This window comes from Marinobacter sp. X15-166B (assembly GCF_001752365.1).
Taxonomy (GTDB): domain Bacteria; phylum Pseudomonadota; class Gammaproteobacteria; order Pseudomonadales; family Oleiphilaceae; genus Marinobacter.
In genome coordinates this window covers 1,440,431-1,464,945 of record NZ_MEIY01000001.1, presented here as the reverse complement: position 1 = coordinate 1,464,945, position 24,515 = coordinate 1,440,431, and the positions used below count along the sequence as shown (strand labels likewise).

Annotated in this window: 26 protein-coding genes; 12 read left to right on the top strand and 14 right to left on the bottom strand. The window is 62.0% G+C overall.

The features are described from left to right. Positions 1–17: 17 nt before the first annotated feature. Complete coding sequence (locus BG841_RS06935; protein ID WP_070056989.1) at positions 18–785, top strand: sulfite exporter TauE/SafE family protein; 768 nt, start codon at positions 18–20, stop codon at positions 783–785. Here BG841_RS06935 and BG841_RS17350 read toward each other — a convergent pair. Together BG841_RS17350 and BG841_RS17345 are read right to left on the bottom strand one after the other, a co-directional pair. Continuing rightward, entirely contained in the window at positions 765–1,970 is a 1,206-nt protein-coding gene (locus BG841_RS17350; RefSeq protein WP_265733893.1) for a diguanylate cyclase, read from the bottom strand. The two genes, BG841_RS06935 and BG841_RS17350, sit on opposite strands and share 21 nt — an antisense overlap. Further along, positions 1,909–3,123 carry a cache domain-containing protein gene (locus tag BG841_RS17345; protein WP_228141616.1) on the bottom strand — a complete coding sequence of 405 codons (1,215 nt, stop codon included), beginning with the start codon at positions 3,121–3,123 and terminating at the stop codon, positions 1,909–1,911. The genes BG841_RS17350 and BG841_RS17345 overlap by 62 nt, the downstream gene beginning before the upstream one ends. A 243-nt stretch (positions 3,124–3,366) precedes the next feature. Between BG841_RS17345 and BG841_RS06925 the strand changes: the two genes are divergently transcribed. Together BG841_RS06925 and BG841_RS06920 are read left to right on the top strand one after the other, a co-directional pair. Continuing rightward, positions 3,367–3,885: an Hcp family type VI secretion system effector gene (locus tag BG841_RS06925; protein WP_070056988.1), complete on the top strand. Its 519-nt coding sequence runs from the start codon at positions 3,367–3,369 to the stop codon at positions 3,883–3,885. A gap of 142 nt (positions 3,886–4,027) precedes the next feature. Continuing rightward, positions 4,028–4,756, top strand: a complete 729-nt coding sequence (locus BG841_RS06920) for a hypothetical protein (RefSeq protein WP_070056987.1) — start codon at positions 4,028–4,030, stop codon at positions 4,754–4,756. Here BG841_RS06920 and BG841_RS06915 read toward each other — a convergent pair. The 4 genes from BG841_RS06915 to BG841_RS06900 all read right to left on the bottom strand — a co-directional run bounded on the left by BG841_RS06915 (position 4,710) and on the right by BG841_RS06900 (position 9,564). Then, positions 4,710–5,114 carry an NINE protein gene (locus BG841_RS06915; protein WP_070056986.1) on the bottom strand — a complete coding sequence of 135 codons (405 nt, stop codon included), beginning with the start codon at positions 5,112–5,114 and terminating at the stop codon, positions 4,710–4,712. The genes BG841_RS06920 and BG841_RS06915 overlap by 47 nt on opposite strands. A gap of 76 nt (positions 5,115–5,190) precedes the next feature. Then, positions 5,191–5,970: a class II glutamine amidotransferase gene (locus tag BG841_RS06910; RefSeq protein WP_070056985.1), complete on the bottom strand. Its 780-nt coding sequence runs from the start codon at positions 5,968–5,970 to the stop codon at positions 5,191–5,193. Positions 5,971–6,040: 70 nt separating this feature from the next. Continuing rightward, on the bottom strand, positions 6,041–6,637 hold the full coding sequence (yfbR, locus tag BG841_RS06905; RefSeq protein ID WP_070056984.1) for a 5'-deoxynucleotidase: 597 nt from the start codon (positions 6,635–6,637) through the stop codon (positions 6,041–6,043). A gap of 38 nt (positions 6,638–6,675) precedes the next feature. Then, complete coding sequence (locus BG841_RS06900) at positions 6,676–9,564, bottom strand: DUF748 domain-containing protein (protein WP_083260206.1); 2,889 nt, start codon at positions 9,562–9,564, stop codon at positions 6,676–6,678. A 138-nt stretch (positions 9,565–9,702) separates the two neighbouring features. Here BG841_RS06900 and pdxH point away from each other — a divergent pair, with 138 nt between their 5' ends. Genes pdxH through BG841_RS06885 form a run of 4 tightly spaced genes read left to right on the top strand, consistent with a single transcriptional unit; the run spans position 9,703 to position 11,660 of the window. After that, positions 9,703–10,296 (top strand): pyridoxamine 5'-phosphate oxidase, encoded by a 594-nt coding sequence (gene pdxH / locus BG841_RS06895; RefSeq protein ID WP_228141615.1) that lies wholly within the window; start codon positions 9,703–9,705, stop codon positions 10,294–10,296. Then, complete coding sequence (locus BG841_RS17340; protein WP_228141716.1) at positions 10,272–10,337, top strand: pyridoxine 5'-phosphate oxidase C-terminal domain-containing protein; 66 nt, start codon at positions 10,272–10,274, stop codon at positions 10,335–10,337. Before pdxH ends, BG841_RS17340 begins: the two co-directional genes overlap by 25 nt. A 7-nt stretch (positions 10,338–10,344) precedes the next feature. After that, positions 10,345–11,073 (top strand): 4'-phosphopantetheinyl transferase family protein, encoded by a 729-nt coding sequence (locus BG841_RS06890; protein WP_228141715.1) that lies wholly within the window; start codon positions 10,345–10,347, stop codon positions 11,071–11,073. Beyond that, on the top strand, positions 11,070–11,660 hold the full coding sequence (locus tag BG841_RS06885) for a DNA-3-methyladenine glycosylase I (protein ID WP_070056981.1): 591 nt from the start codon (positions 11,070–11,072) through the stop codon (positions 11,658–11,660). The genes BG841_RS06890 and BG841_RS06885 overlap by 4 nt, the downstream gene beginning before the upstream one ends. Before the next feature lie 22 nt (positions 11,661–11,682). Here the strand turns inward: BG841_RS06885 and BG841_RS06880 are convergent, their stop codons facing one another. The 5 genes from BG841_RS06880 to BG841_RS06860 all read right to left on the bottom strand — a co-directional run bounded on the left by BG841_RS06880 (position 11,683) and on the right by BG841_RS06860 (position 18,668). Beyond that, positions 11,683–13,134, bottom strand: coding sequence for an aspartate kinase (locus BG841_RS06880; RefSeq protein WP_070056980.1), 1,452 nt, complete (start codon positions 13,132–13,134; stop codon positions 11,683–11,685). 10 nt (positions 13,135–13,144) lie between these two features. Further along, complete coding sequence (gene ectB / locus BG841_RS06875; RefSeq protein WP_070056979.1) at positions 13,145–14,416, bottom strand: diaminobutyrate--2-oxoglutarate transaminase; 1,272 nt, start codon at positions 14,414–14,416, stop codon at positions 13,145–13,147. Between the two features lie 134 nt (positions 14,417–14,550). Further along, positions 14,551–15,081 carry a diaminobutyrate acetyltransferase gene (ectA, locus tag BG841_RS06870; protein WP_070056978.1) on the bottom strand — a complete coding sequence of 177 codons (531 nt, stop codon included), beginning with the start codon at positions 15,079–15,081 and terminating at the stop codon, positions 14,551–14,553. Positions 15,082–15,489: 408 nt separating this feature from the next. Beyond that, on the bottom strand, positions 15,490–16,470 hold the full coding sequence (locus BG841_RS06865; RefSeq protein ID WP_070056977.1) for a radical SAM protein: 981 nt from the start codon (positions 16,468–16,470) through the stop codon (positions 15,490–15,492). Between the two features lie 2 nt (positions 16,471–16,472). Continuing rightward, a complete protein-coding gene (locus tag BG841_RS06860) occupies positions 16,473–18,668 on the bottom strand; it encodes an FAD-dependent oxidoreductase (protein WP_070056976.1) in 2,196 nt (731 codons plus the stop codon). Positions 18,669–18,837: 169 nt separating this feature from the next. On the opposite strand from BG841_RS06860, the gene BG841_RS17335 reads away from it, so the two are divergent. The 3 genes from BG841_RS17335 to BG841_RS06850 are packed head-to-tail and all read left to right on the top strand — an operon-like array spanning position 18,838 to position 19,707. After that, positions 18,838–19,221, top strand: a complete 384-nt coding sequence (locus tag BG841_RS17335; RefSeq protein ID WP_228141614.1) for an RNA polymerase sigma factor — start codon at positions 18,838–18,840, stop codon at positions 19,219–19,221. Further along, positions 19,211–19,459: an RNA polymerase sigma factor gene (locus BG841_RS17330; protein ID WP_228141613.1), complete on the top strand. Its 249-nt coding sequence runs from the start codon at positions 19,211–19,213 to the stop codon at positions 19,457–19,459. The genes BG841_RS17335 and BG841_RS17330 overlap by 11 nt, the downstream gene beginning before the upstream one ends. Next, a complete protein-coding gene (locus tag BG841_RS06850) occupies positions 19,453–19,707 on the top strand; it encodes a zf-HC2 domain-containing protein (RefSeq protein ID WP_070056975.1) in 255 nt (84 codons plus the stop codon). The genes BG841_RS17330 and BG841_RS06850 overlap by 7 nt, the downstream gene beginning before the upstream one ends. Before the next feature lie 58 nt (positions 19,708–19,765). Here the strand turns inward: BG841_RS06850 and BG841_RS06845 are convergent, their stop codons facing one another. The 3 genes from BG841_RS06845 to BG841_RS06835 all read right to left on the bottom strand — a co-directional run bounded on the left by BG841_RS06845 (position 19,766) and on the right by BG841_RS06835 (position 22,079). Beyond that, positions 19,766–20,503 (bottom strand): DUF6969 family protein, encoded by a 738-nt coding sequence (locus tag BG841_RS06845; RefSeq protein WP_070056974.1) that lies wholly within the window; start codon positions 20,501–20,503, stop codon positions 19,766–19,768. A 1-nt stretch (position 20,504) separates the two neighbouring features. Further along, positions 20,505–21,320 carry a c-type cytochrome gene (locus tag BG841_RS17145; RefSeq protein WP_070056973.1) on the bottom strand — a complete coding sequence of 272 codons (816 nt, stop codon included), beginning with the start codon at positions 21,318–21,320 and terminating at the stop codon, positions 20,505–20,507. 135 nt (positions 21,321–21,455) lie between these two features. After that, positions 21,456–22,079, bottom strand: coding sequence for a YbhB/YbcL family Raf kinase inhibitor-like protein (locus tag BG841_RS06835; protein WP_070056972.1), 624 nt, complete (start codon positions 22,077–22,079; stop codon positions 21,456–21,458). A 106-nt stretch (positions 22,080–22,185) separates the two neighbouring features. Here BG841_RS06835 and BG841_RS06830 point away from each other — a divergent pair, with 106 nt between their 5' ends. Next, the gene (locus tag BG841_RS06830) at positions 22,186–22,965 is read left to right on the top strand and encodes a YiiX/YebB-like N1pC/P60 family cysteine hydrolase (protein ID WP_322853364.1); all 780 of its coding nucleotides are present in this window, start codon (positions 22,186–22,188) and stop codon (positions 22,963–22,965) included. 178 nt (positions 22,966–23,143) lie between these two features. Then, the gene (locus BG841_RS06825; RefSeq protein ID WP_070056971.1) at positions 23,144–24,454 is read left to right on the top strand and encodes an NAD(P)/FAD-dependent oxidoreductase; all 1,311 of its coding nucleotides are present in this window, start codon (positions 23,144–23,146) and stop codon (positions 24,452–24,454) included. Positions 24,455–24,515: the final 61 nt, after the last annotated feature.

Here is a 24,515-nt window from a genome sequence, read left to right as displayed (position 1 = left end):
CTGAATCCGGAGGCAATTTGGAATCCATTTTGATACCCGAGGGGCTGACCGCAGCATCGGCCCTCTTTCTGCTGCTGGCCTCGGTGGTCACCTCGATGATCACCGCCAGCCTGGGCGCAGGCGGGGGCGTGCTGTTATTGTTGCTGATGGCGCTATGGCTGCCGCCGGCGGCGATCATTCCGGTGCACGGGCTGATTCAACTGGGCTCCAACGCCGGCCGCACGGCGCTCACCTGGCAGCACATAGACTGGCGGGTGGTGGCCTGGTTTGCCCCGGGTGTGCTCATTGGCGCAGTTCTGGGCGCCTTGCTGCTGATTGAACTGCCGCCCTATCTGTTGCAGCTGACCATCGCCGGCTTCGTGCTGTATCTTTGCTGGGGGCCTCCGCTGCCATCGGCCGCACTGGGCACAGGCGGCATTTTGCTGGCCTCCACCGTGACCAGCTTCCTCAGCCTGTTTGTCGGCGCAACCGGGCCGCTGGTGGCCGCATTCATCAAGCAAATCCACCGGGAGCGTTTCACCACAGTCGCCACCTTCGCTACCGCGATGACCCTCCAGCATGCCCCTAAGGCGTTGATCTTCGGTCTGACCGGGTTCGTGTTTCACGAGTGGCTGGTGTTTATCGCCGCCATGATCGGGTTTGGTTTCGCCGGCACCTGGCTGGGGCTGCACCTGCTGAAAAAAATCAGCAATCAGAACTTCCTGCGGATATTCAACCTACTACTAACGCTGCTGGCACTCCGCCTGTTGTGGCAAGCCAGCCAGTCAGCGGGTTGGTGGGGATAGGGGCAGCGGCACCACCACCACACAGTTGCGGCCCCGCGCCTTGGCGGCGTACAACCCTTCGTCGGCCCGCGCGATGGTCGCTTTGGGGCCGGAGTCGTCCCCGGACAACTCGGTCAGACCGATGCTGCAGGTCACCCCGTAGCGCTCACCGTCCTGCTCCACCCGCAAGGCGGCAACATCGGCGCGGACCTGTTCCGCCAGCTGCTGCGCCCGCTCCAGACCGCAGGCGGGCAATACCACCGCAAACTCGTCTCCCCCCAGCCTGGCGACCGCATCGGTCTGCCGGACCGAACCGGTGAGCACGGCCGCCAGCCGGCGCAACAGTTCATCGCCGAGTAAATGCCCACCGCGATCGTTGACCGGTTTGAAGCCGTCAAGGTCCACCATCATCAACACCGTCGGCGCGGCGGATTGGCCGCACTCGGCCAGCTGTTGCCCCAATACCGCCCAGAACGCGCGCCGGTTCAACAGCCCGGTGAGGCTGTCGTGGGACGCTTCCCAGGTCAGGCGCTGCTCGTTGCGGCGCCGATCCCGGTCGTCCCGGAGTACAAACACCAGCCGTTCGTAATCCCCTTCACTGGGCAGGCGCAACATGGTCAGCTCCGATTCCAGCTGGCGACCGTCCCCGGTGCCGATCACCACATCGAGGCTGTCCACCCGGTCCCGGTCGAGGAAGTCCTCGAGACTCCAGGGCTGGTCATCGGAGGTGATGGCAACCACGTCCGCCAGCCTCGTCTGCCCGAACTGCAGTTCGACATTCAGGTAGGCGCAGACAGCCCGGTTGGCGTAGCGGATCACGCCGGCCCGGTCGGTCAGCACCACACCTTCCTGCAGCACGCCGAGGATGCTTTCCGCCCGCTGTTGCTCGGCTTTCAGCTGGGCTTTGACTTCCAGTTCGTGGGTAATGTTCCGGGCAACGGTAATGGTACCGAGTGTTTTGTCCGGGGATTCGATGGGCGCGGTCATCACATCCACCCAGATCAACCGGCCATCCTGCTGATGGGGGACCCGCAACTGGGTGCGGAATATCCGGCCCCGGTTCTGACTGTCCGCCCACCCCCGGGCGACCGCCTCCCGATCGCCGCTGAACACATACTCCAGCAGGTAGCGGTGGGTCACCTCGTCATAGCGCAAGCCGAACATCTGTTCGAACGCCGGGTTCACAAACTCGATACGGCCCAACACATCCGCCTGCACGATGGCGATGGGTGCACTTTGCGACAGGGAACGGAAAAAACGCTTCCCGGTCGGCCAGCGACTCAAGCACCTCGGTACGCTCGCTCATCACCGTGTTGAACACCTCCGCGACCTGGCGGATTTCACGGCCACCGCCCACGGCCACCGGTCGGCTGCTCAGCCCCTGGTGCCGGTCGGTAATCTGCCGGGCAAGGTCGCCCATGGGCCGCATCAAGCGTTTGAAGTTCCAGTAGGCCAGAGGGGCCAGCACCGCGATGACCGCCAACAGAATCCACAGCAGCACCCCGGTCAGCCGATGGGCGGGGGCAAACGCTTCCTGCACCGGCCAGACCACGCGCACAAACCAGGGCGCCTGCTGCATTTGCCGGATGGTCTCCAGCGTTGGCTGACCTTCGGCACACTCGCGGAACCGGGTCACCTCGCGTCCACTCAGGGCATCAGCCAGACCCGCCGACTCCGCATCCACAGGCTGCATCACCCGGTCCGCCTCAAGACCGTGTGCCAGGGTCATGCCGGTGCGCGTGCCAATGGTGACATAGCCCCTTTGTCCCAGTCGGAGCCCGCTGATCTCGCCCATGAAATTGTCCTGATCCAGAAGGATGGCACCGCCGAGCACACCGATCGGCCGTTGCTGATCATCCAACAGGGGCGCGGTCATCATCACCACCGGTCGGTTGTCCGGATAGGCGGCATACGGCGCGGAAATTTGGGGCCCGGGCTGGCGCAGGGTGTCCTGAAAATAGGTACGGTGGGCCGCGCTGAAGCCGGCTACCGACACATCGAGGGGGCGCTCGCCGACGATGACGCCACGGGCATCAAACACGTACACACCGTCGAATAAATGCTGCAGGGCCAGCTGCCGGTCAATCAGCTGTTGTGCCCGAGCGGGCAAGGTAGGGGTCGCCAGGGAGAAGCTCCGGGCGATGTCGTTGAGCAGCGCCAACCGCTGCGACAGTTTGGCGTCCAGGTCCTCGGCAATGAACCCCGCCACGCGCTCGATCTGGGCGCGCGCCTGGGACTCGAGCGCTTGCCGGCTCACCAGACTGTTGATGGTGGCCACCGCCACAGCAGTGATCACGACGGCCACAATGACGAGGGCGACGGCGCGGTTAACCAGACTATCAAACCAATGGCGCAACATCAGGGCCGTAAACCTTCTCTGGTTCCTGTCATCGGGTAGGGGCAACTTCTGGCCCGGATCGCAAGTTTTCGCTCGCGCGTTTCAACGGTTTGCCCCACTGTACCGCTCTGTCAGCCGCTGAATAGGTGCAGTTGATTGATTTAACAAACATTTGACGTTCCGGCATGGCCTTTGCCTCACCCCTTGGGCCCGGGGAGCCAAGCCCCGAGGACACCGATACCCATACCCGTCACGGAGCAGACTATGCCAACCCCTTGTTATATAAGCATCGAAGGAAAAACCCAGGGTCAGATCACCGCAGGCGCCTTCACCTCCGACTCGGTCGGCAACATTTATGTGGAAGGCCATGAGGATGAAATTCTGGTGCAGGAATTCAGCCACGTGGTGACCGTACCAACGGACCCCCAGTCGGGGCAGCCATCCGGACAGCGTGTCCACAAACCGTTCAAGTTTACCTCAGCATTGAACAAAGCCACACCACTGATGTACAACGCGCTGGCATCCGGCGAAATGCTGCCCAAAGTTACGCTGAAATGGTACCGCACCTCGGTGGAAGGCAAGCAGGAGCATTTTTTCTCGACGATCCTCGAAGATGCCACCATCATCGACATCCACTGCACCATGCCCCACTGCCAGGACGCCGCCAACGCAGACTTCACCCAGTTGGTGACCGTCGCCCTGTCCTACCGCAAGGTGACCTGGGAGCACACAGTAGCGGGCACCTCTGGTGCCGATGACTGGCGTGCGCCCTTCGAAGCCTGAGCTACCCTGAGTGGGCTACCGGGCATTGCCGCCGCGGTCAGCCCACGCCCCTGCCTGACCGCAGATCTTCTGGCAAACCCGCATCGGCAGGGTTACCCTTACCAGCACCCATACACCGGCAAGAGACTCGCCCGCCATCACCATGACCCTACCCAACGAACACGCGCTCAGTCTGGGCGCTTTGATGTGTGAGGTTACCCGGGAGACGCTCTGGCAACCCGCCGCGGACTGGATCCACCGTCGCGCTGCGAACAGCCGGCTGCGCTGCCGGGTCGGTTCCGGCCAGGCAACCTACCACCGTTTCGACCCCCGCAACCACGAGCATCTGATTACCTACGGCGTGCGCATGATTGCCGACAAAAGCTGCGCCACCACGGCGGTGAGGTGGCTGTCCAGCCGGGAAATCCGTCAGCGGGGTTACTTTGACGGCGAACTGTCGTGGCGCAACCTGCTGGCACACACCTGCTGTCATGAGTTTGCCCACCTGTTGCAGCAAGTCGCCGGCCAGCGCTTGCGAGGGTCGGTGCACAACCGGTATTTTTACCAGATTCTGGACGAGTTGCACGCCAGCGGTGCGGCAGCCGCGGTGCGTGCCCGGCTCACCCGACGCGCCGCAGACACGGGGGTGGCGCTGACCGACACGGTGTTTCAACCGGTGGTGCGCGAAGCCCCGGCCGTACACTGGCAAGTGGGTGACCCGGTGACCTTTGGCCAGCCGCCCCGTCTGCATCGTGGTCACATCATCCGGGTGAACCGCAAAACCTGCACCGTCGCCGGCACCGGCGCTGGCCAAGGTGTGCGCTACCGGGTGCCCTTTGCCCTGCTCAGAACATGCGCGTCTCGGCGTTCTTCAGGGACACCTGATCATTAAGGGTCCAGAAATCGTACAGCACACCGAGCAGAAAGAAACCACCGGTCAGCAGATAAATAACCCCGGTGATCCATTTGCCCATGTACATGCGATGCACGCCGAAGATGCCCAGAAAGGTCAACAACACCCAGGCGATGTTGTAACTGAGGGCCCCGTATCGAAAGCGCAGATCGGCCTCACGGTCCATCCCCGGAATCAGGAACAAATCGATGATCCAGCCGATCAGGAACAAACCGAACGTAAAAAACCAGATGGTACCGGTGACCGGTTTGCCGTAATAAAACCGGTGCGCCCCCAGAAATCCGAAGATCCATAACAAATAACCCAGCAGCTTGCTGTGCGTACTGGTGATCGACATGGGCCACCTCCTGTAGCGATTCCAATCATTATCAAAACGTGAATCCGGGCCTCGTGGCAAGCCGCGCCGCCGCTGGTTACAGGCTGACCCGACCCCGCTGCACCACTTCACCGGCCGTCCACAGCCGCCACTCCCCGGGCTGATAAATATCCCAACGTTCGTCACTGGTGAGCGGTTCAGTGACCACCACGCTGACCACGTCGTTTGGCGTGGTTTCGGCGGCGAAATCCACGGTGAGGTCCGCGTCCTTCAGGCGCGCCGGTCCGAAGGGCGCGCGCCGGGTGATGCTCGCCATTTTGGTGGTGCAGAAGGTGAACAGCCAGTCGCCATTGCTCAACAGCAGATTAAACACCCCCTGGCGGGCATAACCTTCCGCCTGACGCACCAGTAACCCGATCAGGGTGTCCCGGCTGCTGTCCCGGTCACAATGCTGTCGTAACCGGTTGAGCATGTCACAGAACAGCGCTTCGCTGTCGGTATCCCCCACCGGTTCGTAATAACCGGGCGGTGCCGAAAAACCCTGCAACTGGCCATTGTGGGCGAAGGTCCAGTAGCGCCCCCACAGCTCCCGCATAAACGGATGGGTATTGGCCAGGGTCACCGCCCCCACATTGGCCTGGCGGATGTGGCAGATGGCCACTTCGCTTTTGATGGGGTGCGACTGCACCACTTCAGCAATGCGGGAGCTGGCACTGGCGCTGGGCTCATGAAACGCCCGCACCCCTTTGCCCTCATAGAAGGCAATCCCCCAGCCGTCGCCGTGGGGGCCGGTATCCCCCCCGCGGCGGGTGAGCCCGGTAAAACTGAAACACAAGTCGGTGGGGGTGTTGGCACTCATGGCCAGCAATTCACACATCGATCCTCAACCTCCGCAGCTGCAACAGCCATCCAGCATAGCGGATACCCGGCCATTGCGGAAAATCGGTTTATTCCAGCAGGTGATCCAGCGGGCGCTGGTAACTGGGTGCGAACACCTCCAGGAAGTAGAGGACTTCCGGCAACGCCTCCTGCTGCAGCCGGGTCAGGATCTGCCGCTCGGCGGGCACAAATTCCGTGTTGCCGGCGCGGATCTCCGCCTGGCACTTGAGCCAGGCGGACAACCGGTCGGCGGCTTTGATGAGTTCTTTCTCCTGAGGCGCCAGGGCGGCTTGTTGCACGTAGGGGGCAAACTCACCGCACAAGGTTTCGGGTAGCAGCGCCAGCAATTCGGCTTCCGCCTTGTGTTCGATATCCCCGAACGCCTCCCGCATGACCTTTGAGTGATACTTGACCGGGGTGGGCATGTCACCGGTAATCACTTCCGTGGCGTCGTGGTAGAGCGCGGCGGCGGCAACGCGGTCGGCATTGACGGTCCCGGCAAAGTGGCGGTTACGGATGATCGCCAGCGCGTGGGCCAGGGTGGCCACTTCCCAGGAATGGGTGGCGACGTTCTCTTCAATGGCGTTGCGCATCAGGCTCCAGCGCTTGATCCAGCGCAACCGGGCCACGTAGGCAAAAAAATGACTCACCGGGTGTCCGGCCATACAGGCTTCCTTCTGGTTGTGTTTTCGGATAATGGTGGTTAACGCACGTCCAGACTGAATTCGACCGCGACCCGGTCGGGGGCCGGCGCGCGGGCGTCCAGGGCCGGGTTTAACACAAACACCTGTTCGGCGGACACCCCATACTCGTTGATCAGAGTGCGCTGCAGCCAGTGGGCACGCTCCCGGGCAAGCTTGCCCATAGCTTCCGCGGGTAAGCTCATCTCTGCGGTCAAGGTCTTGACCAGCGCGCGTTCGCGCTCCCCGGTTGCGGCGGGTAAGCCCGCGGTGTCGCCGTTTACCTGCTCCAGCCGCTGCACCCGCTGGTCTGCCGGGATGCCGGCAATGCCCAGTTGCCGGTACAAACGCTGGCGTTTCAGCGCCAGCCCATCGGCCTCAGGCGACGCTGCGCCGCGAATGTTGAGCACCAGATCGTCACGGGTGTTCAGGGCGTCCGACAATACCGCCAGTTTGCGGGTCTCATCCGCCGACAAACGGTTTTCGCCGGCCACAAAACCCACGCTGTTCAACTCGTCGGCGGACAATCCGCCCAGCTCCACGATGGATCCCAGCATACTGAACGGCGAACTGGCGGCTTTGACCAGCAGATTCACAAAGGCCCGTGTCACCATACGACTTACGCGAAATTCGGGGTCATCGAGATTGCCCGCTACGGGCAGATCCACCTGGATCACCCCCGCCTGATTTCTCAGCAGCGCCAGGCCCAGCTTGATCGGCGCATTCACGGCCTGCTCACTGGCCACCGGGTGGCCGAGGGTGAACCGCTCCAGGGTCACCTGATTGCCGGCCTCCAGACGCTGGCCGGTAATCGTATAATCCATCCCCAGATCCAATTTGCCGCTGTCGATTGTATAGCCGAGGTAGCGACCGGCGTAGGGGCTGAATCCGGGCAGGGAAACATTCGTGAGGGCGAGCTCCAGCGTGCTTTCCCCGTCGCCGCCCAAAGTGCCCAGACGGCCATCCATCTGCAAGCGGCCGGCCTCTCCCACCCGACCGCTCATGGCCAGACTGCCCTGTTGGGGTTTGACGTTACTCAGTCCGGTAACGCTGCCGGTTAACTCGTGCACGCGGGTCGAAAACACCGGCGACAGGGTGGTGTCGGTGTAATTCAACGCACCGTTTTGCAGATTGATCTGGCCGATGCGAAACACCATGGGGTCTGCTGTCTCGGCCGGCGGGAGAGTGGCGGCCTGCGGGGATGCGGCCACCGCAGGGGTGGCCCGCGGAATCCGTGCGACGTTGTGTGCACCGTCGGACAACCGGACGACCTCGGCCCGGGGCCCCGTCAGGGTGACCGTGCCAATCTCCAGGCGGGCGGGCGCCAGATTGTATTCGATCGGCTCGAGCTGCAGGGACTGCCAGGCCAGCAGGGGGGTCTGCTCACCCTGGAGAGTCACTGCCAGATCGCTGATCTCGCTGCGGCCACTGAAGGTGCCGGTCAGTCCTTTGGGCTGGCCGTCCAGATCCAGGTTACCGTCCAGGGTCAGCAGCCCCCGGGTCACGCCCAAGCGCGCGCGCTGCTGCAGGTAGGGCTCAAACGGCGTCAGGGCGACCTGGCTCAGGGACAGTCCCGCTTCCAGGGTAAACGGCTGCGGGGTCAGTTGCCCCTGCATTTGCAGCTGACCGCCCGCGCCCAGGCCGGCCTCGATCCGATAGGTCACGGGTTCATCCAGGCGGTGGCCAAGTTGACCGGCGCTTGCGTTCAGATTCTCGAACAGCAGCGTCACCGGGGATGCCGGCTGCTCATCCCGCCAGCGAATCCGGCTGTTCGCAAGTTCCAGCGTGCCAATTGACCAGTCCAGACCATCACCGCCCGGGGGCGCACCAGGGTCATCCGTGCCCTTGGCCGGGGTCGGCGCTTCGCCCACCGGCGCGATCGGGGCCAGCAGGTTGATGCCGCCGTCGGTCTGCCTCACCAGGTTTGCGTCAAGCCCGTCCAGGGCGATCGATTCCACCTTGAGCTGACGTTCCTGCAGCCCGAAGGTGATCTGCTCTGCCGTCAGGGCCGAGATGGCCAGCACCGGCAGCGAGGCCCGGGCGTCGGGCTGCGCCACCTGCAGATCGGCCAGCGACAGCTGGCCGTTGCGGGTTACCAAGGACAGGCGGTCGCCAAGCAGCAGTTCGTAATCGGTACTGGCAGTGACTACCCCGGAGCTCAGGGTGTAGGGCAGGTAGGTCTGCGCAAAATGCGCGATGGTGGCATGGCTCACCCGGCTGACCTGCAACCGGCCGGCCGAGTACAGCGGCCAGAGTTGCAGGGACCCTTGCCACTGCAGGCTTTGCTCGCCCAGCTGCGCCGAGAGCGCATAATGGCTGTCGTTGCCCTCACCCCCCTGGGCAAATGTGGCGATGTTACTGACCGTCAGATTGATCGGCTGCAGCCGGAAACTGGCTTCTTCTGGCCGACTGAAATCCCGCAGCAGCATGTTACCGTCGCGGATCGCCAATTCATCCACATAAACCCGCGGCCGCCCGGCCGCCGTGTCGGTGGCTCCGTCCGTCCGCGCGGGGGGCGGATTATGAACCCTCCAGTCCCGGGCCAGATTCAGCCCCTGGTCTGCAAGCAGATCAAGGCGCACAAACGGCTGTTCCAGCTCAATAGTGCCCAGGCCCACCACCCCCCGCAGCAACTGCAGCAGGTCCAGATTGACGTACAGGCGGTCGAAGTGCAGGACCGGCTCCTCGTTGGCGTCCGTCGCCGCCAGCCCGGATACTTCCACCGACATGGCGTAGGGATTGAACGCCACCTGGTCAAGGGTGGCGTGCCAGCCCAGATGAGTCCGGATCCGCTCCGGCAAGGTCTGTTGCAGCCACCAGGGCACCAATAGAAAACCGGCCAGAGTATAGAGAAGCAACAACAGCAGCAGCCAGAACCATGGCCGCCGATATACCGGTTTCCTGGATGACACTTGCGCTCTCGTTGGTTCTACCACGCCTTGTTTCCTTCTTGATCCCGTCCGTTTGTTACAGTTCCAATGATCCGCTAATCCTGAAAGAATAGACAATTGTGCGCCGAAAAGATGTTTTTCCAGCAACAGGATACCCCCATGGATATACGTGACATGCGTCGCGATTTTGAGAGCAGTGGTCTGAATCGGTCCGATCTGGCAGACAACCCGGTGGTCCAGTTCGAACACTGGTATGAGCAGGCCCGCAACACCCAGTTGCCCGAACCCAATGCCATGTCGCTGGCCACCGCCGGCGGTGATGGCATGCCGGATCTGCGCACCGTGTTGCTGAAGTATTTCGACGATGCCGGCTTTGTGTTCTACACCAACTACGAAAGCCGCAAAGCCCGGGAGCTCGATGAAAATCCGCAAGCGGCGCTGCTGTTTCCCTGGGTGGCGTTGAGTCGTCAGGTGATCATTCAGGGACGGACCGAGAAAGTCAGCCGGCTTGATTCCTTGCGTTACTTTGCCTCACGGCCCCGGGGCAGCCAGATTGGTGCCTGGGTGTCCGAACAGAGCAAGGTCATCCGGTCCCGTGAGTTGCTGGAGCAGAAAATTGCTGCAGCCAAACGCAAATTCGGGAAGGGTGAGATTCCCCTCCCCGACTTCTGGGGGGGTATCGGGTGGTGCCCCATCGCATCGAGTTCTGGCAGGGGCGCCCCGACCGGGTGCACGACCGGTTTGAATACCTGAGGCAGGACGATGGCTGGACCATTCAGCGCCTGCAGCCCTGACCCTGTCATCTGGCTGGCCCACCCGGGTACACCGCCGCTGACTCTGCCGGCGCCCTGGCTGAGCGATGCCGAACAAGCCATCGCGGCCAGCGCCGGCCCGGCCCGCCAACGGGAGTTTTTGCACAGCCGCTGGCTGCTGCGCCAGGCCCTGGCCCAGGTGTCCGGACAGGCGGCGGTGCGCTGTCAGCCGGTGCCGGGACGCCCCACCGCGTCCTTGATGCCACCGGGCTGGCACCTGTCCCTCAGCCACTGCCGCCAACTCGCGGCCTGTGCGACCGGCATGCAGGAAGTGGGCGTCGACATCGAACCCTTATCCCGCCGCAGTCACTGGCAGGGTATTGTGCGCCGCTGGTTTACCCCCAGGGAACAGGACTGGCTGCTGGCAGCGCCCCCCGAACATGCCCACCAACAGTTCCTGACCGTGTGGACGCTGAAAGAAGCCTGGCTGAAAGCCACCGGGCGCGGCATTGCCAACAATCTGCAGACACTGGAAGTGGCCGCCGATCTGCAATTGCGCGGTGACGCCGCCAGTGCGGGCTGGCACGCCGCGGTGGGCACCGCAGCGGGCTTCATGATCGCCCTGGTGTACCGGGCCGAGGCGCCGCACACGCCCCGCTGCGCGTGGCTGGAACCACCAGCCGATACTTCTGCGGTGGAAGTCATGCCCACCAGTGCCGCCCGGGACGCGGCGGTGAGCTGGCTGATCACCACCAGCATTGCTACGGAGGCCAGATGACCGGCCAGGCCCGCTGCCACTGGTGTGGTACCGACCCACTCTACGTGGCCTATCACGATCAGGTGTGGGGGCGGCCCGAATACGACGACCGCACCCTGTTTGAAAAACTCTGTCTGGATGGTCAACAGGCCGGGCTCAGCTGGATCACCATTCTGAAAAAGCAACACAACTACCAGCAGGCCTACGACCAGTTTGACCCGGAACGCATCGCCGGCTACGGCGAAGAAAAAATTGCCGAACTGTTGCAAAACAGCGGCATCGTTCGCAATCGGCTGAAAATTGAGTCTATCATCCGCAATGCCCGGAGTTACCTGCAGCTGCAGCAACAGGGCCAGTCATTCAGCGATTTTATCTGGGCTTTTGTGGACGGTGAGCCGGTGCAGAATCGCTGGCAAACCCAGGCGGAGGTGCCGGTGTACACCCCCGCAGCGGAAGCGCTGTCACGGGCGCTGAAACAGAAGGGCTTCAATTTCGTAGGGCCAACCATCGTCTATGCCTTCATGCAGGCGGTCGGAATGGTCAACGACCATCTGTTGAGTTGCCCGGCGCACCAGCCGTGCGCCGCCGAGGCGGCCCGGGGCCGGTAACCCGGTTACCGGCCCGAAGGGCTTAGACCGCTTGCGCCGCCACAATCGCGTATTCGTGATTGTGGGGTTCGATCAACGCCTCGTGCAAGGCGCTTACCGCCTTGGCGTAGTCGCGCTCGGCCACCACAAACTGCATATCCACCTGCCGCATGCTCTGATGAATCGCCAACACGCTGATCTCGTCCTTCGCCAGCGCCTGCACGCTGCGGGCGAGAATGCCCGGCACCTGCATGTCGCTGCCTATCGCAGACACCAGGGCCACCTTGCGGGTGTTGACCTCGCCGTTGGGAAACGCTTCCTGCAGGGCGTTGACCACCCGTTTGACGTGCTTGAGGGTGCTGTCCACATAATGGGTGATGGTGTTGGCGTTGGTGTCCTTGGAGATAAAACGCACCTTGAACCGGCTAAGTACGTCCAGAATGCGCCGATCCGGGCCCGGCTCCCCCTGCATGTCCTGATCGAACACCTCAATGGCAAACACCCCGTTGTTGCCGGCGATTATTTCGACCTGAGGCTTTTCACTGACGTAATCCCGGGTGATCAGGGTGCCGGTGTGGTCCGGTTCAAAGGTATTCATCACCCGCAGCGGGATGCCATTTTGACGCAGGCCTTTGGCCGCCCGCGGGTGTATGGCCTCCATCCCCAGATTGGCCAGCTGGTCGGCGACATCGTAATTGGTCCGTCCCAGCGGCACGACTTTGTCCGCCCCCACCATGTTGGGGTCGGCGGAACTGAGATGATACTCCTTGTGGATCACCGCTTCGACGGCCTCGGTGATCACCGCCACACGACTGAAGGTCATCTCGCTGTAGCCACGATCAAACGTGCGCATCAGCCCCTCTTTACACTGGGCGTAGCCAGTCACGATGGGCAGCTCACGACTCAGGTCAACGGCGTCGAACGCCTTTTTGAGCTTCTCATCCAGGGGCAGCAGCTCACTGTCCCGCCAGCCGGTCAGATCCACAAACCGGGCGTTAATGCCTTCCTGCTGTAGCTTGAGCGCGGTATTGAAGGCACTGTGGGCCTCGCCGATCCCGGCGAGCATTTCCCGCACCGTCAGCAAATGCTCTTCCAGCTGAAACTGGCCGTAGGAACACAGCCGCTGCAAATCAAGGAGGCAACCGCGAACGCCTTCGATGCGATCGGTAATGAACTGATCCGCCTGCTGTTTAAGCATTTCGTCTTCAAACAGGGTGGCGTTGATGTCGGTCAGGAGCTGAATCAGTTTGGTGAGGTCGTCGCCCCAGGCCCAGTCAGACTCCGCATCCGCGAACAGGGCGTAAACGCCCGGCTCGCCGGTTTTCTTGTGCTCCAGCAACTCGTCGGTCACGCCGCCGTAGGCGGACACCACGAATATACGCCGGTACAGGTCTTCACTGCTGCGGCCACCCAGAATGATGTTGTCGCGGACCGCCTCGTACTGACTCATTGAGGTGCCGCCGATTTTCTCTACGGTGTGTAATAGGCTGGTCATGGTCGGTTCCTTATGAGGCCTTACTCAGACGGCCGTGCAACACTTCCTCGAAGGCTTCCGCCAGCAGCCCGGCACCCTTGCGCAGGTCGTCTTCGCTGGTGGTGAGCGGCATCAGGCACTTGATCACCTCTTCCTCCGGGCCGCTGGTCTCGATGATCAGCCCCTTATCAAAGGCAACGCGGGCGATGTCACCGGCCAACTCGGCCTTACGGCAACTGATACCGCGCATCAAGCCGCGGCCTTTGACGTAAAAGTCGTCGGCCCCGTATCGGTCACAGATCGCCTGCAGGGCGTCGCCCAGCACCCGGCTCTTGGCCTTGATCTCCTGCTCGAAGGCCGCATCTTTCCAGTAGGTCTTTAGAGCGGCCGCTGCGGTGATGAACGCCATGTTGTTGCCCCGGAAGGTACCGTTGTGCTCGCCCGGTCCCCAGATATCCAGCTCAGGCTTGAACAACACCAGCGCCATGGGCAGACCGTACCCGCTCAAGGACTTGGATACCGTCACAATGTCCGGTTTGATGCCCGCGTATTCAAAGCTGAAGAATTCACCGGTGCGGCCGTTGCCTGCCTGAATGTCATCCACAATCAGCAGCATGTCGTGCTTCGCACACAAGGCTTGCAGATTTTTCAGCCACTCGGCGCTGGCCGCATTCAGACCGCCCTCGCCTTGCACCGCCTCGACAATGACCGCCGCCGGCAGGTCCACCCCGGACGAATTGTCCGACAGCATTTTGTCCATCAGCTCCAGCGAGTTGACGCCGTCGCCCAGATAGCCGTCATACGGCATGAAGGTCACACTGCCCAGGGCCACCCCCGCGCCACCCCGGTGGTGCTTGTTACCGGTTGCGGCCACCGCACCCAGCGACACCCCGTGAAAGCCGTTGGTGAACGAGATGATGCCGTCCCGTCCCTTGACCTTGCGCGCCAGTTTCAACGCGGCTTCCACACAGTTGGTGCCGGTCGGTCCGGTGAACTGGATTTTGTAATCCAGACCCCGGGGATCAAGGATGTGGGTCTTGTAAGCCTCAATAAAATCGTGCTTGGCCGTGGTGAACAGGTCCAGCCCCTGGCTGATGCCGTCGCTCTCGATGTACGTGAGCAGGGCTTTTTTGAACACCTCGTTATTGTGGCCGTAGTTCAGGGAGCCCGCCCCGGCAAGAAAATCCAGATACTCTTTGCCGTCTTCGGTGTACAGGTGCGCGTTTTTGGCGCGGTTGAAAATGACCGGGAACGCTCGGGAATACACCCGGACTTGGGATTCAGTCGTTTTAAAAACTTCCATTGTCTTACCTCTTAGCATGTCAGGTTCGAGGGATACGCGGCGGATGACCGGTATGGGTCGCGATCAATCTGCCGCACTTGGTTTAAAGCCTTGTGACAACCCGTCCTCGCAAGGACTGTCGGCCTGCGAATAGCTTATGGGCCGGATGCAGCAGCCGGTCGGGTAAAGGGGCCGATGCGCAGCAGGTATTCGGAGTCGTGCTGGCCACCAAAATGCGCGTTTTTTTCAAAATGTTCCGCGTAGCTCAATTCGGCCCCCATGTCGGCGGCGAATGACCGGAACAACGCCCAGGACGCGTCGTTGTCCCGCGTAATGGTGGTTTCCAGGTGGGTCACACCGGCGCAATGCTTGCGGGCCACGATGGCCTTCAGCATGCGCTTGGCCAGACCTTGCCCACGCCCCCGGCGGTGCACCGCCACTTGCCAGATGAACAGGGTGTGCGGCTGTTGGGGAGGAATGTATCCGGAGATAAAGCCGACCAGGTCGCCGTTCATCTCCGCAGCCACGCCGGTGTCGGCGAAATGGCTGCACTGCAACAGATTGCAGTAGATGGAATTGGGGTCCAGCGGGGGGCATGCGGCCACCAGCTGATGCAACTGCAGACCATCATCCCGGTGCGGTTTACGCAGGGTGATGGCGGTGGTATTCGATCCTTCGGGTGCCATGTAATTATGTTTTCTTCGCTAGGATTCAGGGCTGAATTATATAGACCTCAAAGCATAACTCAAGACGACACCCACAGAGCCACCGCACTCACAGGCTTTTTATCGATCAATATCAACAAGATAAGCCGACTATAAATAAATTTTAACGAAAACCCCGAGCGCCATCCCTTAGACCCCAAACTTTAGCCTTCGAATCATTACCCTGCGCACGAATGCGCCCCGGGGCCGGTCTCCCATCCCGAAAACGGGTACGGGCCGTCGTGGTTCCCGATGCGGTGAGGCGGCGCTCCGGACCCTATAGACCGGCCTCCAGCAGGCCCTGCGCCAGGATGGCCAGCGGGTAAAGCCGCAGTACAGCCCCCCCTGAAACAGACCGGCTTCGGTGACGGCCACGGTCGATGCGCTTCGTTAGCCGGGGGCTGAGCAGCTGGCACCAAAGCGGTAACAGGCGAAACAGCGATGGTGACGCAGCATGATGCGCGGCGTCATGCTTTCGGTGAGCGTGCCGCCAAGATCATAGTCGGGGTCGTCGTCCACCAGGGTACAGGCGTAAACCCGCACCCGGTCGCCCTTTTTCACCAGCATGCGGGTGTAGGTGCACATGAAGTGGGCTCGACTCTCCGGCGTCGGGTATTGCTCCATACAGGTTTCGGTTATTTCCGGACTGCCATCGTCGGAGCCGGGCACCCCCAAATCGGGAAAGGCGGTGAACGCCAGATCCTCGGGGATGCCCCACTGACGGAAAATGGCCCGGTAGCCCGCCTCCACGCGGGCCGGCACTTCGCCGACGTCGGTCTGGCGGGCGATGGACACCCGGAATCCCTGCTCGTGCAGCCAGCGAATGCCTTCCAGAGCCTTGTTGAAACTGCCGGCCCCCCGGTCTTTGTCGTGGCGCGCCGCATCGGGAAAATCCAGGCTGACGCGGAAATGGATCGGGTGAGGGTTGCGCAGCAACGGCAGCAACTGATGCCTGCGCTTCAACAAGGGGTCGGTGGCGTTGGTGAGAACAAAACAGGGCCGCTGCCGGCTGGCGTAATCCAACAGGTGCACGAAATCGCGGATCACGAACGGCTCGCCACCGGTGAACGAAAACTGTTCCACGCCCATGTCCAGCGCTTCCTGGATGAACGGCTGGGCATCCTTGAGGGTCATCCCCGGAATGCGGCCATCCCCGGGGTGGGAGCCTTCCAGACAGAACGGACACGACAGGTTGCAGGCGGTACCGGTGTGAATCCATAATTCCCGCAACCGCCGGGCATCGATGTACCCCCGGGGCTGGCCGTCGCGGGTATGGGTCCAGCTATCGCTGGCGCGGGGTGCAATGATTTCGATCGCCGGTATCTTACGCGTCGGGCTGTCACCCGACAGGTCACCCGTAACAGTCGTCATAGTTACTCCAGATTCCAGGATGTTTTAGTCGCCGAGGTCGCTTTGGTATTGCCACGACGCCAGCGGTGCAGTTTTTCCAGCAGGGCCAGCACCCCCGCCGGGGCGTGGGCACGGCGCCATTCCCCGGCCAGGGATTTGGCCGCTTCGTTCCAGGTGGGGTACGGATGGATGGTGCCGAGGATCTTGTTCAACCCCAGGCCGTGCTTCATCGCCAGCGTAAACTCTGACAGAATTTCACCGGCCTGCGCACCGACCACCACGGCACCGAGAATCCGGTCTTTGCCCGGTGGTGTCAGCACTTTGATGAACCCGCAATCTTCGCTCTCGGCAATGGCCCGATCCAGATCGCCCAGCTCATAACGGGTGACGCTGTAGGCGATGTTGCGGGCTTGCGCTTCGGTTTCACTCAAGCCGACCCGCGCGACTTCCGGCGAGGTAAAGGTCACCCAGGGCATCACCCGATAATCCACCCGGAAGCGCTTGAACTGGCCAAACAAGCCGTTGACCGCCGCGTACCAGGCCTGATGGGAAGCCGCATGGGTGAATTGATAGGGGCCGGCCACGTCACCACAGGCAAACACGTTGGGGAAGCCGATGCTCAGATCCTCCTCGACCACCACGGTGCCGTTGCGGCCCGGCTCGATGGCCAGCGCTTCCAGATTCAGATGCTCGGTGTTACCGGCACGGCCGACCGCCACCAGCACCTCATCAAAGGGTATCCGCACCTGCTCGCCCTGATGGGTACAGTAAAGTACCTTGTCGCCGTTCTCGATATGAAACGAGTCGGCGCTGTGGTTCAGCCGTACATCAATGCCGTCGTCGCGGAACCGCTGCAGGATGAAATCCGCCACCTCGGGGTCCTCTTTCGCGAGGATCCGTCCGCTGCGCACCACCATCACCACCTGCGACCCGAGCCGCACAAACGCATGGGCCAGTTCGGAGCCGATCGGACCGCCCCCCAGCACCAGCAGCCGCCGGGGCTGGGTTTCCAGAGCCCACAGATTCTCCGAGGTCAGCGGCTGCATCGCCGCCAGACCGGGAATCGGTGGCATCACCGGGCGCCCGCCACTGGCAATGATGATGCTGCGGCCGGTGATGCGCTGGCGCTGGCCGTCGGGGTCACGCACTTCCACTTCCCAGGGGGAGATAAAGCGTGCCTCACCCTTGAGGCAATCCACCCCCAGGTTGCGATACCGCTCCACCGAATCGTGAGGCTCCACCTGGGCAATCACCCGTTTCACCCGCCCCATGATCCGGGCGAAGGAGCCCTTCACCGGCACCGACTCTAGACCGTACCGTTGCGCGTGACGCAGGGTGTCGGCCACCTTGGCGCTCTTTATCAGGGCCTTGGAGGGCACGCAGCCGGTATTCAGACAGTCCCCGCCCATCTGGTGTTTCTCGATCAGCACCACCTTGGCCTTCACGGCGGCGGCAATATAGGCCGAGACCAGCCCCGCCGAGCCGCCGCCGATCACCACCAGGTTGTAGTCAAAGGCCGCTGGTTTGGTGAAGTTGCGGTACAGCCGCCGCCGGCGGATGCCCCCCATAACCGCTTTGGCGATCAGCGGGAACAGCCCCAGCAGGGCAAACGCCAGCAGAACGTCTGCCGACACTATGTCAGCCAGCGACTGGATCTGCGCCAGTTGGGTGCCGGCGTTGACGTACACAAACGTGCCCGGCAGCATGGCCGCCCAGCTCACCAGCGCGTAGGTACGCAACCTCATCCCCGTCAACCCCATGGAGAGATTGATCAGGAAAAACGGAAACACGGGCACCAGTCGCAGGGTCGCCAGGTAAAAGGCACCGTCCCTGGCAATGCCGCGATCCATGCGCGCGATGGTGTCGGCGTAGCGTTTGCGCAACAGATCCCGAAGCAAAAAACGGGCCGCCAAAAAGGCCAGGGTGGCGCCGGCGGTGGACGCCAGCGACACCGTTAACAGACCCAGGGCGTTGCCGAAAAAGGCCCCGCCTGCCAGGGTCATCACTACCGCGCCCGGCAAGGACAGCGCGGTCACCAGCACGTAAATCAGCGCAAACCCGGCCACCGCCGTGGCGGTATTCTCGGCAATCCATTGCGCCAACTCCCGGTGGTGACGCTGCAGGTTATCCAGGGTCAACAGCTCATGTCCGTCGAAGCCGATGAACAGGGCCACCAATCCCGCGATCAGCGCCACCAACAACCACTTTTTTGTACTCATAATGCGTTCCAGGTCCGGTTAAGTCCCGCGTCCTCTGACTGATGGACACGGGGCTGGGTTCCTTGTTACACAGCGGCCGCCGTTTTTTTTCAGTAACCGCTCAGAAAGTCGGAACTTTCGTAAAAAAAACTGGACTCAATGCTACCCAATACTGCCGAGGATAGACGGTATGGACCCGGTAATGCATCAATCGGATGACATGGAACTCGTCAGCCTGCTCAAACTGGGCGACGCCCAGGCGTTTCAGCACACGGTTCGCCAGTACACCCCGGGGATGCTCGCCGTAGCCCGGTATTATCTGGATCCCAGCAGCGCCGAGGATGTGGTGCAGGACTGCTGGGTGAGTGTGGTCAGTGCCGTCAAAACCTTTGAAGGCCGCTCCAGCCTCAAAACCTGGCTGCATCGCATCGTGGCCAATCGGGCCAAAAACCAGCTCCGCAAAGCCCGGCGTGAGGTGCCAACCGATTTCGGTGACGCTCTGGATCCCGAGCTTGCAAACCGCTTTAAAGCCAACGGACGCTGGCGCACCCCCCCCCAGCCTGGTGGCCCATGATTCGGCCGAACGTCTGCTGGAAAACGGTGCTCTGCAGGATTGCCTCGACAAACACCTGTCCGCTTTGCCGGAAAACCAGCGCTCGGCGCTCATTCTGTACGAAGCGCACCAACACAAATCCAATGATGTCTGTAACATTCTGGCGGTCAGTGCCTCTAATCTGCGAGTACTGCTGCACCGTGGGCGGCAGAAGATTTTATTGATGGTGGAGAAATTTCAGGAGACCGGGGAATGTTAATGTGCCGAGATCTCGCCCGCAGCGCGAGCGACTACGTCGAAGGCCAGCTTGGCCGGGCCGACACTGTCGCCATCAAAATGCACCTGTTGATGTGCCGTCACTGTCGCCGGTTTGTGAGCAACTTGCGCGCCAGCATCGCCCTGTTGCGCCACCACAGCCACCTCAGCGCACAGGGGGTGGACCCGCACTATTTGCAGCGGCTGGACAGTGCCATCGAACGGGAGCTCCAGGCCCGGGAAGACCCCTAGGGTGCCGACCCTTCACCCCCCGCAGCTGCTTGCCCGGGCTCTCAGGCGCTCAGCGGGCTCACGACTCAGCCAGGCGCGACACTGACCCGCGACGCGCCAGCTCGGTCTCCAGACTCGCCTGCCAGGCGTCGGTATCCACCAGCAGCGAACCGGTGGTTTCCAGAGTACGATCCTCCAGCACTTCCGTCAGCGGCCGATCGGCGTGGGCCGCAATCACTGCCTCCCGGTGGCGAATCAGCGCCTCTATCTGCGGGCGGTAACAGCGCACCATCGCGGTCAACCACCGGTTTACCGGCCAGCTGGGGGAGGCGTGATCCACTTTAAATGCGTCCAGCAGGGCAATCACCGCGTCGGCGGCGAACCAGCTTTCGTCGGTAACCCAGCGGTTGACGGCAAACAACTCGACCGGAAATCCCCAGGCATCCATGGCAATCGCCACCAGATGGGCGACCCGGGCGTCCCCGGCGGGCCCGGCCAGTGGTGCAAGCCCGGCGGGTATGGCAGCGTCGCGCACAAACAGGTGAAAATGACCGTGCTCATCGTGATCGTCGCGGTGGGCGTGGTAATAATACTGCGAGTGAAACTCGCGGTCGTAGACATCGTCTTTGGGGTAGTGGTCCATCTGGTAAAACGGCCCCTGCCCCTTGAGCACCTCACCCACGATGTTCAGACCGGCCTTTGCCAGCACCCGGTAACACTCGCGCATCTCCGCAATGGCCTCGAGGCTGGCCCGCAGGCGACGCTCGGTCAGCGCCTCCGGGCCAACAACCGCGATTTCAGGCAGGGCATTCTTCATGTCACCGGGTTACCTCCTGCTGCACCTGTTCCATGTACGCGGTCAACGCCGCCAGCTCCATGCTGTCCCAGGCAAAGGGCTGCGCGGCCATCGGCTGTACCATGCACACCTGAATCATTTCATCCAGATGCACCTGCTCCATACCGAAAATGTCCCTGGCCATGGCCACCGTGTGAGGGTAAGCCTCGGCAAAGGTGGCCTTATAGCCGGCGCCCTCCATATGGCAGGTGGCGCACGCCAGCCCATTGCTGCTCAGACTGGTGTCGGCGAACAGTTGCTCGCCCCGTTGCAACAGGGCGTCCGGGTCACCGCTGTACGCCTGATAGTTGTCCGGACGGGTCACCCGCTTGGCCGCACAAGGGTTGGGCTGGGCGGCGCACTGGCCCTTGGCGGCACAGGGGTTGCAGCCTCCTTTGGTGGCACAGGGGTTGGTGGCACAAGGGTTCTTGCTGGCGCAAGGATTTTTGCTGGCACACGGATTTTTCAGCGCACAGGGATTGGGCTGGGCAGCGCACTGACCTTTGGCTGCACACGGGTTACCGCCCGCCGCGCAGGGGTTCTTGGTGGCGCACGGATTTTTCACCGCGCAGGGATGTTTCACTTTGGCCGGGCTGCAGGCAGCCTTGCATTGGGCTTTACACTGGGCGCTGGCACGACACTGGCCCTTGCAGGGCGAACACGGGTTACAGGGCGCAGCCAGCGCGCCCCCACTGCCCAGCAGCGCGGTCATCACGGCGGCAGACCACCAGCCGGTGTGATGATGCCGTTGCGTGTGGCCGGCCTTGATGGCCAGCCGTAAGGGATGGATAGTAGCCATGATCGTTCTCCACGGTTCGAGTTGTTGTGGTCGCCACAAAATACCTGGCGCTACCTTTCTCAGACACCCGAAACCACTATCCATTACACCTTGCGGCGCAAGTAATGAGCACCGCAGCCAATCCGGGCCCGCCGGTCAGCGCAAATCCGGGTTCAGCGTGTAGGTGCCGGTAACCCTGGCACTGGCCAGCACGTGACCTTGCATGGCTTTCCGCACGGCGGCGCCATCAAACTCACCGCTCAGTCCCAGACTGTCAACGTCCAAAGCGTACACTTCAAAATGGTAGTGGTGCATGAGTTCATCGTTCCAGGGTGGGCACGGGCCGTCATAACCGGCGTAGGTACCCGCCATATCCGGATTACCGGCGAGGAACTGAGTGAAATTGTTGATGCCGCGTACTCCCACCGGGCCGCCTTCCTGAGGCTTGCCCTTGGGGGTAACCCCGTCGCTGTCCTCACCTTCCGGGATGCGGCGCACACTGGCCGGAATGTCGATCAGCAGCCAGTGAAAAAAGTCGACCCGCGGGAGGGTTTTCGACACCACCCGTCCTTCTTTGTTGACATCGTCCGCAACGCTGGGCACATCGGGGTCAAACATCATGACCACAAAACTTTGGGTGCCAGCCGGTACCTGATCCCAGCTCACTTCGGGGTTTCTGTTGGGGCCGAAGCTCATACGATCGGCTTCGTTGTACACACCGAAAGCATACCGTTCGGGTACCGGCTGGCCGTCTTGAATGCCGCTAACGCTGATTTTCACGGGTCACTCCTCATAACCTATGCTGCTACAACACACTGGGGTGTAATAATGGGTTTGCTGTACAGTCTAGAGTAGCAGAATCACGAACTTTGAGGGTATGAACATTATGCGTAAGTGGTTGTCTCAGTGGCTGGCCTCGTTTCTGACCAAGCGCATTGCCACAACGTCCGCGCAGACGGTCAATTTCGATCTGCTGAAAGACACCCTGCAACCCGGCGATGTGCTGCTGGTCGAGGGTGATACCCGCGTCAGTGTGGCCATCAAGTACCTGACCCAGTCCACCTGGTCGCACGCCGCGCTCTACGTGGGCAACCGGATACCCGAGTTCTCCGGACAGGTCAGCGGCGAGCATATGCTGATCGAAGCGGATCTGGAGGAAGGCATCCGCGCCGTGCCGCTGAGTTTTTACCGCAACCTCCACACCCGCATCTGCCGCCCGGTCGGGCTCGACCGCGACGCCCTCGCCGAGGTCGTCCGATATGCGATCAACCGGCTCGGGCAACAATACGATATGCGCAACGTGTTTGATCTGCTGCGCTATCTGTTGCCCACCCCCCCGGTACCGACGCGCTTTCGCCGCCGCATGCTTGTGCTCGGCAGCGGCGACCCCACGCGCGCCATCTGTTCAACCCTGATCGCCCAGGCGTTCCAGCAGGTCCACTACCCGATACTGCCGGATATTGAGCTGCTGCCGTCTGACGACCCCAACTGTGTGGCGTGCAAAAAAGAGATCTATCACATCCGCGCGCACTTTCTGTTTGTGCCCCGGGATTTTGACGCCTCGCCCTATTTCCAGATCATCAAACCCACCCTGGAAGCCGGATTCGATTACCGCACCATTCCCTGGGCGCCCGCCAGCCAAAGACCTCCCCTGATTGCCGGCTGACCCCGGATTCGGTGCTCCCTTCCGAAGAACGACAATAAAGCGGTGCCGCCGCCGGGATTGCGTTGTCCCGATTCCCCCGGGGCGGTAGCATAGTGCGGCCGCAAAGGAAACAGTGAAGAAAGCCAAGCGTTCTGGCAGGCAGAATGTTTGGCTGTCTTTACTTACTGGGCCTTGAATCATGGAACATCAGCACCATATTGTTGTTGTCGGCGGTGGTGCCGGCGGTCTCGAGCTGGTTACCCGGCTGGGAAAAACCCTGGGCAAAAAACGCAAAGCCCGCATCACTCTCATTGATGCGGTCCTCACCCATGTCTGGAAGCCCCTGCTGCACGAAGTGGCTGCCGGCTCCCTGGACGTTGGCACCAATGAGGTGAATTACCGCGCTCACGCCCGCCAGCACCACTTCGAATTCCGCATGGGGCGGATGGGCGGCATCGACCGCAAGCAGAAAACCATCACCCTGCTGCCGATTCACGACGCGGACGGCAGCGAAGTCGTACCGGAGCGCCGGGTGGAATACGACACCCTGGTGATCGCGGTGGGTAGCAAAGCCAATGACTTTGGCACCCCGGGTGCCCAGCAGCACTGCCTGTTTCTCGACAGCCTCGAACAGGCGCGCAGGTTTCATAAACTGATGCTGAACGCGTTTCAGCGTAAAAACTACGACGCCCGCGAGGGCCGGCCCCACGACCTGCCCATTACCATCATTGGCGCAGGCGCTACCGGGGTGGAGCTGGCCGCCGAGTTGCGGCTGGCGTCGCGGGAACTGCCCATCTACGGCATGAGTCACCTGCGCCCCGAAGACGTCAGCATCACCGTGATCGAAGCCGCCGACCGCATCCTGCCGGCGTTGCCGGATCGCCTGTCGACGGCGGCAACCCGCGAATTACAGCGCCAACAGGTGCAGGTGCTCACCGGGCAGCCGGTGAGTGAAATCAAACCCGACAGCATTGTGATGAAAGACGGCACCCAGCGGCCATCGGCGATGACCATCTGGGCGGCAGGCATCAAGGCACCGGCGTTTCTGACCGACCTGGACGGTCTCGAAACCAACCGGGGCAACCAGCTGGTGGTGGATCAGTATCTGCAAACCACCCGGGATACGGATATATTTGCGTTCGGCGATTGCGCCGCCTGCCCCCAGCCGGGCTCGGACCGTCCGGTACCGCCGCGGGCCCAGGCGGCGCATCAGCAGGCCACCGCCCTGGCGAAAACGCTGCTGCACCGCCTGGCGGACAAACAACCGGTCGCCTTTGTTTACAAAGACCACGGGTCGCTGATCAATTTCAGTCACTACACCGCCGTGGGTAACCTGATGGGCAATCTGTCGCGCCGCAGTATGTATATCGAAGGCAAGATTGCGCGGCTGTTCTACGTATCCCTGTATCGCATGCATCAGGTCACTCTGCATGGGGTGCTGCGGGCCGGCATCATCTGGCTGCTGGACAAGGTGAACCGGGCCATGCACCCCCGTCTGAAATTGCACTGACCCGCGGCTCGGCCTGCCCGCGGTACAGGACGCCCGCGGGGCGCTTCACACATTTGTTACA

What these genes read in the sequence shown, in the direction of transcription:
- BG841_RS17345 (WP_228141616.1), bottom strand. Translation starts at nt 3,123, where the DNA reads ATGTTGCGCCATTGGTTTGATAGTCTGGTTAACCGCGCCGTCGCCCTC.
- BG841_RS06925 (WP_070056988.1), top strand. Translation starts at nt 3,367, where the DNA reads ATGCCAACCCCTTGTTATATAAGCATCGAAGGAAAAACCCAGGGTCAG.
- BG841_RS06920 (WP_070056987.1), top strand. Translation starts at nt 4,028, where the DNA reads ATGACCCTACCCAACGAACACGCGCTCAGTCTGGGCGCTTTGATGTGT.
- BG841_RS06915 (WP_070056986.1), bottom strand. Translation starts at nt 5,114, where the DNA reads ATGTCGATCACCAGTACGCACAGCAAGCTGCTGGGTTATTTGTTATGG.
- BG841_RS06910 (WP_070056985.1), bottom strand. Translation starts at nt 5,970, where the DNA reads ATGTGTGAATTGCTGGCCATGAGTGCCAACACCCCCACCGACTTGTGT.
- yfbR (WP_070056984.1), bottom strand. Translation starts at nt 6,637, where the DNA reads ATGGCCGGACACCCGGTGAGTCATTTTTTTGCCTACGTGGCCCGGTTG.
- pdxH (WP_228141615.1), top strand. Translation starts at nt 9,703, where the DNA reads ATGGATATACGTGACATGCGTCGCGATTTTGAGAGCAGTGGTCTGAAT.
- BG841_RS06885 (WP_070056981.1), top strand. Translation starts at nt 11,070, where the DNA reads ATGACCGGCCAGGCCCGCTGCCACTGGTGTGGTACCGACCCACTCTAC.
- BG841_RS06880 (WP_070056980.1), bottom strand. Translation starts at nt 13,134, where the DNA reads ATGACCAGCCTATTACACACCGTAGAGAAAATCGGCGGCACCTCAATG.
- ectB (WP_070056979.1), bottom strand. Translation starts at nt 14,416, where the DNA reads ATGGAAGTTTTTAAAACGACTGAATCCCAAGTCCGGGTGTATTCCCGA.
- ectA (WP_070056978.1), bottom strand. Translation starts at nt 15,081, where the DNA reads ATGGCACCCGAAGGATCGAATACCACCGCCATCACCCTGCGTAAACCG.
- BG841_RS06865 (WP_070056977.1), bottom strand. Translation starts at nt 16,470, where the DNA reads ATGACGACTGTTACGGGTGACCTGTCGGGTGACAGCCCGACGCGTAAG.
- BG841_RS06860 (WP_070056976.1), bottom strand. Translation starts at nt 18,668, where the DNA reads ATGAGTACAAAAAAGTGGTTGTTGGTGGCGCTGATCGCGGGATTGGTG.
- BG841_RS17335 (WP_228141614.1), top strand. Translation starts at nt 18,838, where the DNA reads ATGGACCCGGTAATGCATCAATCGGATGACATGGAACTCGTCAGCCTG.
- BG841_RS06850 (WP_070056975.1), top strand. Translation starts at nt 19,453, where the DNA reads ATGTTAATGTGCCGAGATCTCGCCCGCAGCGCGAGCGACTACGTCGAA.
- BG841_RS06845 (WP_070056974.1), bottom strand. Translation starts at nt 20,503, where the DNA reads ATGAAGAATGCCCTGCCTGAAATCGCGGTTGTTGGCCCGGAGGCGCTG.
- BG841_RS17145 (WP_070056973.1), bottom strand. Translation starts at nt 21,320, where the DNA reads ATGGCTACTATCCATCCCTTACGGCTGGCCATCAAGGCCGGCCACACG.
- BG841_RS06830 (WP_322853364.1), top strand. Translation starts at nt 22,186, where the DNA reads ATGCGTAAGTGGTTGTCTCAGTGGCTGGCCTCGTTTCTGACCAAGCGC.
- BG841_RS06825 (WP_070056971.1), top strand. Translation starts at nt 23,144, where the DNA reads ATGGAACATCAGCACCATATTGTTGTTGTCGGCGGTGGTGCCGGCGGT.